Source organism: Brenneria goodwinii (assembly GCF_002291445.1).
Lineage (GTDB): Bacteria > Pseudomonadota > Gammaproteobacteria > Enterobacterales > Enterobacteriaceae > Brenneria > Brenneria goodwinii.
In genome coordinates, this window is record NZ_CP014137.1 from 3,763,422 (window position 1) to 3,775,777 (window position 12,356).

Annotated in this window: 15 protein-coding genes; 9 read left to right on the forward strand and 6 right to left on the reverse strand. The window is 50.4% G+C overall.

What is annotated here, in order from left to right; all coding sequences use genetic code 11:
* The first annotated feature begins 35 nt into the window (after positions 1–35).
* The 4 genes from ACN28R_RS16705 to ACN28R_RS16720 all read left to right on the forward strand — a co-directional run bounded on the left by ACN28R_RS16705 (position 36) and on the right by ACN28R_RS16720 (position 2,897).
* The gene (locus tag ACN28R_RS16705) at positions 36–905 is read left to right on the forward strand and encodes a DNA adenine methylase (RefSeq protein WP_095834997.1); all 870 of its coding nucleotides are present in this window, start codon (positions 36–38) and stop codon (positions 903–905) included.
* 834 nt (positions 906–1,739) lie between these two features.
* Complete coding sequence (locus ACN28R_RS16710) at positions 1,740–2,198, forward strand: STM2901 family protein (protein ID WP_095834998.1); 459 nt, start codon at positions 1,740–1,742, stop codon at positions 2,196–2,198.
* Complete coding sequence (locus ACN28R_RS16715) at positions 2,192–2,512, forward strand: DUF1493 family protein (RefSeq protein WP_095834999.1); 321 nt, start codon at positions 2,192–2,194, stop codon at positions 2,510–2,512. The genes ACN28R_RS16710 and ACN28R_RS16715 overlap by 7 nt, the downstream gene beginning before the upstream one ends.
* Before the next feature lie 130 nt (positions 2,513–2,642).
* A complete protein-coding gene (locus tag ACN28R_RS16720) occupies positions 2,643–2,897 on the forward strand; it encodes a DNA N-6-adenine-methyltransferase (RefSeq protein WP_390225046.1) in 255 nt (84 codons plus the stop codon).
* Between the two features lie 111 nt (positions 2,898–3,008).
* Here the strand turns inward: ACN28R_RS16720 and ACN28R_RS16725 are convergent, their stop codons facing one another.
* From ACN28R_RS16725 to ACN28R_RS16735, 3 genes are read right to left on the reverse strand one after another with little or no spacing between them, the layout of a single operon-like run.
* Positions 3,009–3,755: an SAM-dependent methyltransferase gene (locus ACN28R_RS16725; RefSeq protein ID WP_095835834.1), complete on the reverse strand. Its 747-nt coding sequence runs from the start codon at positions 3,753–3,755 to the stop codon at positions 3,009–3,011.
* 55 nt (positions 3,756–3,810) lie between these two features.
* Positions 3,811–4,650 (reverse strand): class I SAM-dependent methyltransferase, encoded by an 840-nt coding sequence (locus ACN28R_RS16730; protein ID WP_095835001.1) that lies wholly within the window; start codon positions 4,648–4,650, stop codon positions 3,811–3,813.
* 10 nt (positions 4,651–4,660) lie between these two features.
* On the reverse strand, positions 4,661–4,918 hold the full coding sequence (locus ACN28R_RS16735) for a YjhX family toxin (RefSeq protein ID WP_095835002.1): 258 nt from the start codon (positions 4,916–4,918) through the stop codon (positions 4,661–4,663).
* 676 nt (positions 4,919–5,594) lie between these two features.
* Between ACN28R_RS16735 and ACN28R_RS16740 the strand changes: the two genes are divergently transcribed.
* Genes ACN28R_RS16740 through ACN28R_RS16750 form a run of 3 tightly spaced genes read left to right on the forward strand, consistent with a single transcriptional unit; the run spans position 5,595 to position 7,096 of the window.
* Positions 5,595–6,008, forward strand: a complete 414-nt coding sequence (locus tag ACN28R_RS16740) for a CidA/LrgA family protein (protein ID WP_048636453.1) — start codon at positions 5,595–5,597, stop codon at positions 6,006–6,008.
* Positions 6,001–6,693, forward strand: a complete 693-nt coding sequence (locus ACN28R_RS16745) for a CidB/LrgB family autolysis modulator (RefSeq protein ID WP_048636454.1) — start codon at positions 6,001–6,003, stop codon at positions 6,691–6,693. Before ACN28R_RS16740 ends, ACN28R_RS16745 begins: the two co-directional genes overlap by 8 nt.
* A 43-nt stretch (positions 6,694–6,736) precedes the next feature.
* Positions 6,737–7,096: a hypothetical protein gene (locus tag ACN28R_RS16750; RefSeq protein ID WP_095835003.1), complete on the forward strand. Its 360-nt coding sequence runs from the start codon at positions 6,737–6,739 to the stop codon at positions 7,094–7,096.
* Between the two features lie 42 nt (positions 7,097–7,138).
* Here ACN28R_RS16750 and ACN28R_RS16755 read toward each other — a convergent pair whose 3' ends face one another.
* Positions 7,139–7,903: a helix-turn-helix domain-containing protein gene (locus ACN28R_RS16755; RefSeq protein WP_048636456.1), complete on the reverse strand. Its 765-nt coding sequence runs from the start codon at positions 7,901–7,903 to the stop codon at positions 7,139–7,141.
* Between the two features lie 156 nt (positions 7,904–8,059).
* On the opposite strand from ACN28R_RS16755, the gene cfa reads away from it, so the two are divergent.
* Positions 8,060–9,208, forward strand: a complete 1,149-nt coding sequence (cfa, locus tag ACN28R_RS16760) for a cyclopropane fatty acyl phospholipid synthase (RefSeq protein ID WP_095835004.1) — start codon at positions 8,060–8,062, stop codon at positions 9,206–9,208.
* 26 nt (positions 9,209–9,234) lie between these two features.
* Here cfa and ACN28R_RS16765 read toward each other — a convergent pair whose 3' ends face one another.
* The gene (locus tag ACN28R_RS16765) at positions 9,235–10,335 is read right to left on the reverse strand and encodes a DUF1615 domain-containing protein (RefSeq protein ID WP_095835005.1); all 1,101 of its coding nucleotides are present in this window, start codon (positions 10,333–10,335) and stop codon (positions 9,235–9,237) included.
* A gap of 859 nt (positions 10,336–11,194) precedes the next feature.
* Between ACN28R_RS16765 and ACN28R_RS16770 the strand changes: the two genes are divergently transcribed.
* Positions 11,195–11,530 carry a hypothetical protein gene (locus ACN28R_RS16770; RefSeq protein ID WP_095835007.1) on the forward strand — a complete coding sequence of 112 codons (336 nt, stop codon included), beginning with the start codon at positions 11,195–11,197 and terminating at the stop codon, positions 11,528–11,530.
* 240 nt (positions 11,531–11,770) lie between these two features.
* Here the strand turns inward: ACN28R_RS16770 and fos are convergent, their stop codons facing one another.
* Positions 11,771–12,193: a fosfomycin resistance glutathione transferase gene (fos, locus tag ACN28R_RS16775; RefSeq protein WP_095835008.1), complete on the reverse strand. Its 423-nt coding sequence runs from the start codon at positions 12,191–12,193 to the stop codon at positions 11,771–11,773.
* Between the last annotated feature and the right edge of the window lie 163 nt (positions 12,194–12,356).

Below are 12,356 nucleotides of genomic sequence, written 5' to 3' on the forward strand. Positions count from 1 at the left end.
TAATACAAAAAGTACATGTTATTTTTAGGTGAGCTATGCCAGTAACTTATTCCCCTCTTCGCTACCCTGGAGGTAAAACAGCCATCTATCCGATGGTTTCAAATATAATCCAGAATAATTCACTAAATAAATGTAAATATGCCGAGCCATATGCTGGTGGTGGTGGGCTTGCGCTAGCTCTTCTTTTTGGTGGGTTTGCTGAAGAGATTCATTTGAATGATCTAGATCGTTCAATTTGGGCTATCTGGCATTCTATTATTAATGATACAGAAGCGTTTATAGATAGAATAGAAAATACCGAGATAACTATTGATGAATGGTATAAACAAAGAAATATTCAAAATAATAAAAATAGCGCTAATGTACTAGATTTAGGATTCTCATCATTTTTCCTCAACAGGACGAATAGATCTGGAATTATTTTAAAAGCTGGTGTCATTGGTGGGCTAAAACAAGAAGGTGATTACAAGCTGAACTGTAGATTTAATAAAGATGATTTAATAAAAAAAATAGTAAAAATAAAAAAGCATAAAGATTCTATAAAAATTTATAATGAGGATGCAGTAGATTTTATAAAAAAAATAGATGACCTCAGCGAAAATGATTTTTTCATGTATATAGATCCTCCATATTTTGAGAAGGGAGCTAGTTTATATACGAATTTTTACAATGAAAATGATCATGCCGCTTTATCTAAAGTTATCTCTTCTATTAGCGTTCCTTGGATATTAACTTATGATAACGCATTAAAAATAAAAGAAATTTATAAAATCAATAATATGTATGAATTCTATTTAAATTATAGTGCCGCAAAGAAGCGTATCGGTACTGAGTTGTTAATTGTTTGCAATGATATCAATATCCCTGAGAATCTCATAGGTGATAAACTTATCAAGTTATCTTAGTGATTTTTTAATTATAGCTAAATGGTTTTTATTTTATAGACAATGTTAAATAATTAAATGGCAGTGTTATTCAAGTATTTTATGTGGAAAAATAGCTCATTTATGATTTCTATCATTAGTATGGTTTTAAAACCCTTATTGTATAAAAGGGGTCAATATGGTGGTCATTGAAGTCATTTATTTATTTTAAATAACTATTAATCAATGCATTAAATTGAGTTGCGAGTCCGGCCTTCGCACCATACATGATTTTTTAAATTAAAACAGCCAGTTAATAGGTAATTCTCTGCTACCTGTCACCAAAAACTGTATAAATCCCCATTACAAGAAAATGCTGCTGTGGTTAGTAGTGGCAAGGGGGGATATTGTCTCACAGTAGCGTGTAGTTTCCAGGCTCAAACACGTACAAAGCGTGAACAGTCAGCACTGCCAGCATAATTTTATGCCGCTGGGCTACCAGTTCGGCTAACAACTTGAAACCAATGACGCCGTCAGCGTCTCTAATCCCTCCCAAAACAGCGGCGCTTGCAACGACCTTAGCGCGGGATAAACAGGCGATATGATGGGAATCCTAACCAGTCCGGGAAAGCGGCTGGCTCTGCCCCGCTTAATGTATACGATAATGCACACCTGACTTACTGTTGCTACCGCTGTGAAAATCTGATGATACTCCTGCGGCGCTGATCGATGGATGTACCCATCACGGCGCTTTATGGCTTTTATTGTCTGCATGCTGACCACTTGAGGAACGAAGTAGGGCAGCAGACAACTCCTATTTTGAGATTGGGAAGACGGCGTTATGATTAGATAATCTTAACTTTAGGATAAGCATGTATGGATACAGTAGAGCAGTTAAACGGCACGTACTTTTACGGCGGGCTGACCAATCTTTCAGCGGGTGAGTTGTTCTTTTGGATCATGGTGGATGTGACAGCCGAGCACTTCACCGGGGCAAAAGACGTTATAGCGGCGGCCGCTGTTTATAGTGGGCAGAACACCATCACGGTGCGGGGAAAATTTGCCAATGCAACGCCGGGAACCAGTTATGCATCTAAATATTCGCGAAAACTGCTAAACAGGTACATGCTGCCGTTCCAACTCCCAACATGGATACAATCACCCGTAAACCCGTTCAAGGTGAAGCGTATCATGACTGCCAAACTTGGCACCTTTGTAGGGCGAAGCATTCCTGTCATTGGTTGGCTGGTCTTGGCTGTAGACGTTGCGCAAATCAGCTATGAGTCAATGGTTCGCTATAACCGGATTGTTAAGCCTGAGGATAGGGTATGGTAAACAAGGATATGATAGGCAAACACGCAGAGATAGAGCGGGCTGTATGGGAATTAGTCGGAGAGTATAACGGGCGACGGCTCTTCACGTTCAAACCGTACCCGCTCAAGCTTGATACTGATCTAAATGAAGACTTCCGAATGGATCCGCTTGATGCTTACGAGCTAATGGAGCGGTACGTAGAAAGGTTCAACATTGAGCCGTCAGATATCGATTTTGGAAAATACTTTCCCGAAGATTTCAGCAAAAATCACCCATCGCTAACCGTGGGTATGCTGATTGAATCCGCCAAGGCTGGGCGCTGGCTTTATGATTGACGCTCTCATCGGTACGGTGAGATTGACCGGGTAATTACCTGATGGATACCATGGGGGATTGTTCCCCCCTTCTTTTTTTTCGTATGTCCAGTGACGACAGCGCGACGGCCTGAAACCTCATATTTACCGAATCAGCCAATCATCGAATTCGTGGAGGACGCCAGACAGGGTTTTTAACAACCTCTACCGGGAATTTGCCTTTACCGTGGATGCAGCGGCCAGTGCCACCAACGCCAAACCGCCCCGGTTCTGGTCACATCATGATAATGCCCTGCGCCAAGACTGGCGAGGTGAGCGCATCTTTTGCAACCCGCCGCACTCAGATATCCCCCAACCAGGACTTCGACGTTATAACTGGCGCGGATACGATGGAAAGCGCCATTGATGCCGTCGTAGCTGAAGCAACACCGGAAGAACGTAACGATTTACGTAAAGAGACTTCACCTGATTACGCTAAGACTTTCCTGACGTATTTCCTTAGTTGAACGGCCTCATATTACCTCGCCATTAGCGCAAACACGCCCCATCCCAGGTGCTCACGCGTGTAGGTAACATGGCGTTTGGGCGATATCGTCAACTGCGCCCGGACTTCTTGCGCGAAGTCGTCATCTGGGTTCGCCTCTAGCCATCGGCGCATAGTCAGCCACTTCGCGGCTTCGTATCTGTCCCAGCCTTCCTGGTCTGCCAGCACCATTTCCACAACGTCGTAACCGAGCTTATCGAAAGAGGCCACAAGTTCAGGAAGGGTGAGAAAGTCGGCAAGAGAAGTTGCGCCACACTCTCTGGCGACCTCTTCCGTCGGCGGTAGCTGACGCCAGTAAGGTTCACCGATAAGGAGGATACCGCTCGGCTTGAGACTCCTGGTCAGCAGCCCAATGGTCCCGACGACGACGCCGCCAATCCATGTGGCGCCGACACAGGCCGCCACGTCGCATTTTTCGTCGGCTACGTAGCCAGAGGCATCGTTATGGATGAAATTGACGCGACTTGTAACACCAAGCTCTTCTGCGCGTCGTTTTGCTTGCGCGCTGAATAGCTGGCTCATGTCTATGCCAACGCCGGTGATGCCGTAATCGCGTGCCCAGGTACAGAGCATCTCACCTGAGCCGCTGCCGAGGTCAAGTACACGGGTACCCGGTTCCATGCGTAATACCGCGCCAAGCGTGGCGAACTTCTCCGCCGTGAACGGGTTATGAATGCGATGAGCGCTTTCGCTGATATTGAAAATACGTGGGATGTCCAATGCAGAATGCCTTTTATTGCGTTGCGTCATAAGGGTATCTCCTCCGAGGTTGTGGTCATTTCTTTTCCGCCAGCAGCGCAAAAAGTTTACCTTCGAACGTCTCGCTGACCGGCCATGCTGTGCTATCCGGGCGATGAATCACGGTGAAGCGGCAATCACTGAGAAGGCTGGCGTACTCTTCATCCTGCCAGGCCGTCATCTGGCTGCCGAAACGCGTGGCGTTGCCGTTCTCATCTATGGTCCAGAACAGCGTCGAACTGGTCTGCGCCTCTTGCTCCCAGACGTGTTCCGTCAACAGCAAGTGAGGGCGGTCAAGAAACACCCCTTGTTGGCAGCGCTGCCAGCTCGGTTCTGCCATACCCTGACGCTTTACTTCATCGAAGGTGTGCACTTCTGTGAGTAATTTTCCGCCCGATACCAGCCACTGCGCGCAGCGGTTGATGAGCGTGCGGGCATCAACCGCATTGAAGACATTCAATTCGCCAAAGGTCATCATGATGAAATCGAACGTATTCTTCGGGGAGTACGCCCGTATATCCTGCAGCAGGTACTCAATGTTCAGCCCTGCAACCTGTGCCTGCTGGCGGGCCCAGGCGATGGAGGCCGGTGAGAAATCCACGCCGGTGCAGCAATATCCGCGCTCTGCCAAACGTTGGGTGTAGAAACCAGGGCCGCAACCGAGATCGAGGATGCGAGCGCCAACCGGGAGTTGACTGGCAATCCACTCTACTTGCTGTTCAATTACCGCCAGCCTGCGGCTGGCCCAGTCGTGTTCCTGCGACAGGTGGTTCTCCAGCATACGCTGGCTAAACGCCGGCTCGTCCCATGGGATTTTGCTTTCATCTGGTGACAGCTTCATAGGATGGGAGCCAGAAATAATCGTGCTGATATCCATGACGGTTTCCTTAGCGATTGTCCGGCTGGGCGCGAACGTAACTCAGCCCGGTACTGTTGATGCGGTACGGCTGACCATTGATGGACTTGATCAGCTTTTTGGTTTTGAGTTTTTTGAAGACGGCAAGCGTACAGTCGCTGAGCAACACCCCTTCACGGCTGTAGCATTCAACGGCGGTAATGCGGCCGGAAGCATCGCGGACGTGCGCAATACGTCCGCCTTTGGCGAGAACGTGTAAGGTACGTTGTTCCTGACGGGATAAATTCATACTGGAAAACCTGTTAATCATCATGTGCAAAACGTGCAAACACAGGCGTGTCCGCATCCGATTTCAGCGCATTGATAACCAGTCCGGCCTGAAAAGGTCGGGAAGCTGATTATCTGATGATTACATTCTCCAGCATCAAAGCCTCGGTATGAGTTGCAGGATATTCACAGGACGTGATGGTAACACGTGATTTTTATGTGGGAATAAGCAAGCCTGAAAAGTGTGATCCGAGAAGAAGAGAAGAAATGGCGGCCGGCTTTTACCATCCACTAAGAGCTGGTACGCATCGACTGCAAAAGTTTTAACTGGCAGGAGCAAACATCATTGCAGCGATAATCAAACGATAAGCCATCCTTTCCCACCGCGGGCAAATATCCTGCACGCATCACCGGTCTTCGATTTTTTAATAACGCTTTTCTATCGCCGCCCTTCTCCCCCGCCATCAACTTGTCCTTAAATAGATAAAAATTGTCTCCATTTAATAAAAAGTGCCATATCAATTGGTTGATAATGAGTTCTGGTTCAAGAGCAGAGATGTTCGCGCGGCGTGATTTAAAACCGATTGCACCGATCTGAAAACCTATCCGAGGCGGTTGCAGGGAGATCGCCGGGAGTTATTCCTGGGATTGCCGACAATTCGCCCCATTAACACATTATCTTTTGGTAGAAAAACGCCATGCATCCTTTCATCACCGGTATCTGGCATCAGGCCCGGGCCTTTTTGTTGATTTACGCCTGTTTATATCTCGGAATCGGTATTGCGGCGCTACTGCCGATAACGCTACCGGGCAGTATTGTCGGCATGCTAATCCTGTTTACGCTGTTGTCTTTACAAATCATTCCCCCGGTATGGGTAAAACCGGGGTGCCATTTATTGATCCGATATATGGCTTTGCTGTTTGTGCCAATTGGCGTCGGCGTGATGCAATATTTTGATTTATTGCGGGCGCAATTCGCTCCGGTGGTCATTTCATGCGCCGCCAGCACCCTCATTGTGCTTATCACAGTAAGTTGGTGTTCACACGCGATACACAGAGAGAAAACAGCGCTTAATCACGCGGAAGAAAAGAAAGGAATAAAGCATGCTTAATGATATTTGGTGGTCGCTGCCGGCAACGCTGATCGTCTTTTTTCTGGTGCGTTGGGCGGCGATACGGTTGAACAATCCGTTATTCAATCCATTACTGATTTCGATGGTCGTACTGATTGTTTTATTGAGTCTTACCAAGATGCCGTATGAACGTTATTTCCAGGGGAGCGAGGTACTCAATAGTCTGCTGCAACCCGCCGTGGTGGCGTTGGCCTATCCCCTGTACGAACAGTTGCATCAGATTAGAATGCGCTGGAAGTCAATTATCAGCATCTGCTTTCTCGGTAGTCTGGTGGCGATGATCTCCGGCACGTTGATTGCATTGCAGTTGGGCGCCACGCCCGCTATCGCGGCGTCCATTATGCCGAAATCCGTCACCACGCCGATCGCCATGGCCGTCGGCGGCAGCATCGGCGGCATTCCCGCGGTCAGCGCCGTTTGCGTGATCTTTGTCGGGATTCTGGGGGCGGTCTTCGGGCATATCATCCTGAATGCGATGCATATCCATACCAAAGCATCACGCGGTCTGGCGATGGGCTCGGCTTCCCACGCACTGGGAACCGCCCGCTGCGCCGAGTTGGATTACGAAGAAGGGGCGTTCAGCTCTCTTGCGTTGGTCATTTGCGGGATCATCACCTCGTTGATTACGCCTTTCCTATTCCCGTTACTGATGGCGATGCGTTGAGATAGATGAGTATGACAGTGTAGAAATTGAGGATGATAAAACGATGTCTTACCCAGTAAAAACATTAATCGCCCAGGCCGCAACCCTGACCGACACAGGACTTCACCGACGGGCTATCCGCCTGTGGCGCAATATCGCCATCCACCCAGACGCCACTGAAATACAACGGGAGCAGGCCTGGCTGCGGGTGGAAGAAATTCAGGGGACGTTTGTCGAAATCCAGAAAATAGCGGCGCAGAAAAAACATGAAGAGGCGGAAATAAAAAAAGAGCGGCTGGAAAAAGACCGTTTGCGCATTCTGGACCTATTTTCACAGGGTTACACGCCGGTGCAAGTACGGACGATGACCGGACGATCTCGTTCGTTTGTGTCCGAGTGCCGCAAGAAAGTCTGTCGTACCTGACTCTCGCCTCCCCCGCCCGCCATCATAACGGCGGGCCGCTGTTTAATAACGGGTCGGCGGCACGCCGAACATCTTCCTGAACGCATAAGAGAAAGACGAGGTGCCGGCGTAACCAAGATCCAAAGCCACCTGGGTTACGCTGCGGTTATTCTTCAGCATGATGACGGATTCCAGCAGCCGCATGCGTTTTTTCCATTCATTGAAGGCCAGTCCCGTCTCTTTTTTAAAGTGGCGTGAAAAGGTGCGTACCGACATCCCGGTTTTGGTCGCCCATTTATCAATACTGTGATCCTCATCCGGCGTTTCCTGAAATTCCCGGCATACCCGCATCAAGGTTGGGGAAGTCGGCCACGGCACCGAAAAACCCGCATCCGGCAATTTCTGGATCTGCGCGATCAGGACATTCACCAGCATGCCGTCATCCCCGCTGCTGTCGTACTGCTCGGGCACATTTTCTGTCGCATAATGGATGAATTCCCTGATAAAACGACTCACCAGCACCACTCTACAACTGCTGTGATTGATCGCCACGGAATCCTGTTCGATGTACAGACTCTCCAACAATACGTCACTGGTGGTCAAAATACGGTGCGGCATGTTTTCCGGGATCCATATGCCGTAAAACGCCGGTACAATCAGCGTCTTCCCCTCAATCTCCACCCACATCCCGCCTTCGTACGCATACAGAAACTCGACAAACGGGTGCTGATGTTGATTGACAAGAACGCCCTTTTCCAGCAAGCAGGTGCGGAAATAGACGGAGCGGGGCAACGCCTGTCGTTCAGGTACCGAAACAAGCTGGCTCACCGCGTCCTCATTGAGGGTTAATCGGGACATGCGTGACATAGTGTGGCCGTTAATCAACAGAAATTGTCCTTTTATGATAACAGCGGTCGGTCCGATTTGCCTGATAATAACTCACCATACGTGGGGTCCTAAAAAGAACAGGGATTGGAAGAGATTATGAGTAATATATGTGCGGCCGATGGCTGCAGCGATAAGAGCGAATGGCTGCGTATTGCAGATGATATGCTCACTCAGGCCGGCATCACCATTAATGGTTCTGAACCCTGGGATATTCAGGTTAAAAACCCGCTGTTTTTCAAACGAGTATTACAACAGGGGTCGATTGGGTTGGGAGAAAGCTACATGGACGGCTGGTGGGATTGCGACCGGCTGGATATGTTCTTTGACCGTATACTCCGCGCCCATCTCGATGAGAAAATGCCTTCCCGTTTTAATGACATCCTGCGTGTCGCCATCGCTCGGCTAACCAACCTCCAGTCAAGAAAACGCGCCTGGATTGTGGGGAAGGAACACTATGATTTAGGCAACGATCTGTTCTGCCGCATGCTCGATCCTTACATGCAATATTCCTGCGGCTATTGGAAGCAGGCCGATAACCTGCACGATGCCCAGCGGAATAAACTCGACATGATTTGTAAAAAGCTGCAGCTCAAACCAGGTATGACGCTGTTGGATATCGGCTGCGGTTGGGGCGGACTGGCGGCCTACGCGACGCAACACTACGGCGTGACCGTTTATGGCGTGACCATTTCCGCCGAGCAGAAAGCCTTCGCGGAAGCTCGCCACAAAGACCTGGACATCCATATTCTGCTACAGGATTACCGCGACCTGCGCCAGCAGTTCGACCGCATCGTATCCGTCGGCATGTTTGAACACGTCGGCCCGAAAAATTACGCCGCTTATTTTGACGTTGTCGATCGCTGCCTGAAGCCGGACGGTATTTTTCTGCTTCATACCATCGGCTCCAATAAAACGGCGCACAATGTTGACCCGTGGATTAATAGATATATTTTCCCTAACGGCTGCCTTCCCTCGATAAAACAGATTGCCGACACGAGTGAAAACCATTTTGTCATGGAAGACTGGCATAACTTCGGTTCATATTACGATAAAACGTTAATGGCCTGGAACGATCGTTTCCTCGCGGCGTGGCCTGAAATAAAAGATAATTATTCCGAACGCTTCAAAAGAATGTTTGTTTATTATCTTAATGCCTGTGCTGGCGCATTCCGCGCCAGAAACATTCAGCTGTGGCAAATCGTCTTTACCCGCGGGATCCAGAACGGATTACAGGTGCCGCATTAATCAGTAGCAGTGGCGCGCTGTCTGATTTATCGCGCTCTGGTCAGGCAGCGCTGGCGACGCTCATCGACCCGTTTGGCGAACCATGCCGTCGTCAGCTTACGGGTGATTTTGGGGCTTTCCAACGTGATGCCCGGCAGGATTTCCCGCGGCGCCTTTCCTCCTGCGGCGCGATCCGCCAACGCGTAGACGCGTTCATATAATCCGGTGTTTTCAAAGTCCAGGGTATCGCCCTTCTCCAACGCCCAGCGGATCGCGCTGTCGCTCATATCCAGTCGTTTCCCCAGCGAACGCACCGCCAGTTCGGTCGCGCCCGGTTTATCCGTTCCGTAATGGATTAAATCGCCATCCAGCGCCAGCGAAATACCGCTTAAACGGCTCACCGCCCGCTGAAATGCCGCATTGCGGCTGGCATACCAACCGGCGTTAAAATCGGCAAAGCGGTAGATCGACTGCGGATAATTGGCCGGATAGCCCAGCAAATGCATAATGCCGAAGTACATCCCGCCGCGACGGCTGAATACCTCCCGGCGAATGCTGCCGTCTATCGTATACGGATACCTTTTAGCGTTGGCTTCGGCAAAGGCGATGCTCACCTGCATCGGCCCGCCGGTATGCACCGGATTCAAACGCCCGAACAGTTTTTGCCCCATCGGCACCATCTCGATGAAATCATCAAAGATCGCACTCAGCTCTTTTTCACTGCGCACCTTGTCCAGCCGCTCGCTGTAACTCTTGCCGTCAGGGGATTTGATCAACAGTGCGGTACGCACCAGAAAAACCGGGATATGCAGTTGCCCGGCCCGACGCTCGATCTCCTGCCAAGCGATTTTCGATAATCCCGGCACCTGCGGATCGGCCTTAAACGTCGATTCCTGTTCGGTAACCGCCAGTACCGAGCACAGGTTTTCATTGCTGGGATCAATGCTTTGCGCGGAAAACGCCGCGGCGATATCCGTCGCCCAGCCCTGACGATCGCTGACGTTGGCAGGCAACAGCGTCAGCAACTGCGCGCGGATATCCGCCGGGCGCGGCTCCGGCGTTTGCGAGGTTTTGCTGGCGCAGCCGGCCAGCACCAATAAAGCAATCAAACACAGCGGACGAAACAGGGAAGCACAGTGGTTAGGCATGTTATCTCGGTTTGGTGGCATATGGCTGCCGAAACGTTAACGCACCCAGAGCGGATGATCCAGTCTGACGATTGGCTTATCCTCGCCAACCTCTCTTTTGAAATCTGTCTCTTGGTCACAATTATTCCCCGATAACGGTATATGTAGATTCAGTGCTATTTCGTGCGCGAAAAGAGCAGTATTTTCATGCCACGTCGTAGCACGCGCCCGACGCAGGGCGCTCAAGCGCCGCCGCCCTGCGAACCCAGGCTTGCGGCTAAATTATGCCGCTGCGCGGTGCCTTCGGAATCGGAACGCTCTTACCGAACCGCCAGTGACGCGTTCCCTACGCGGCACTGGCTTGAACCGCATCCCTGCGGTTCATTCGGGAGATTTCCGCTTCCTCAGCATAATTTTTTACGCCGAATAACGGCCAAACCCGCCAGAGACCCTGCCTTGTGTATAAGAGACTGCTTTTGTGTCTCCCCCCTGTGATCGCCCCGCATATCCCGGTCTGTCAGCCATTTGCCGACGACGCTTACCCCGCCCCACCCCCCCATTTTTGCGAACCGCATTCCAAAAAACGTTACAACTGTGCTGTAAATCCATCCAGCCTCTTTCGCGGTTTACGCCGCACGAATAAAGTGAATGCGCTGCGGCAACATCCGCTGCCGGGCTTGGAACCCCGAACATCTCAAGACTGAAAAACGCTTTGTTTTTTCAGGGGCTGCGTGCACACTCTTTATGGTGACGCAGGCAGGGCAACCGCAAGGTTGACCGGTTTTCTTGAGAGCCGGGGTTCCAAACCTGTCTGTGTCACCACCCAAGTTTGGAACCTTGTGTGGTGATGTACTTAATACTATCTCAAGGAAATCTGACCATGACGGACACCCACGCTACGCCCGCTGACAGCACCATTACGATTTTCCGCGATCTCATCGCCGCCCTGCCCTTCGCGCAATTGGATGAAATCCAGCTCTGCGACCTCGGCGCTATCGCCGCCGAATCCATCGACGGCCTGTGTCACGGCCTGCACTACCTCGGCGACACGCTGCAAAACGCTAACGAAATCCCGCCGGAAAGCCTCAACCAGCTTGGCGCCTGCCTCAACGCCAGCGCACATTTGATTCCGGCGTTATTGGCGGTGTGTGAACAGACGGAACACCATATTCGCACGGCATATTCGATGGGCGATTCGCCTCTCGCGGCTAAATAGAAATAGCGGCTTACGCCGTTCAGACTGTTGACAAACCTATCTACGGAACCAGAACGGTGAGAATGGGATAGAAGAGTAAAGCGTCCGCGCCAGGGATGGCGCGGCCCGAGCTTACAGGGACGTACTTGCAGCGTCTTTACGATCTCCCCATTCTCACCGCTCGACGCACTTTGTCATCAACCTCAGCGGCTTACGCCGTTTCGTTTCAACAACAGAAAGCGGGATAACCGTTGATCACGGTTATGACGGCGGATAAAACACCATACCCTGATAAGGCTTCTTCCGGCAGGCGGCCAGCCGCTGCCGGATATCCCCTATATGAATTTCCAGCTTATGACCGTCGGGATCCAGAAAATAAAATGAATCCCCTTCGCTGCGGTTCACTTTCCATACGGTGACATTCACAGCGTCAAGGCGGGCGCAAAACACGGCAAAATCCCGCTGTTCGAGACTAAATGCATAGTGCGTGTAGTCACTGCAATCCGCCGACAAACGCTGGCGCCTTTCATCGTAGGAAAGGCATAGCCATAGGTCGCCGCACGTCAGATACGCGCCGCTATCCCAGCGCGCATGCAGCGTCATCTGCAATACGTTTTGATAGAAATCCACACTGACCGCTAAATCGGTTACGGCTAACGTCAGATGATTCAGGCCTTTAAGCATGGGGCACCTTACGAAGATTCGACACGGGTTATTAGCTTACCAAGTTCTTCATCGCAGGATATTACGACTATTCCTTCCGGCTAAAAAACGCCAAAATACCATACGGTTATCCAAACCATCGGCATAGCAAAAAGCATAATTTATCTATTACACTGAACAGGTT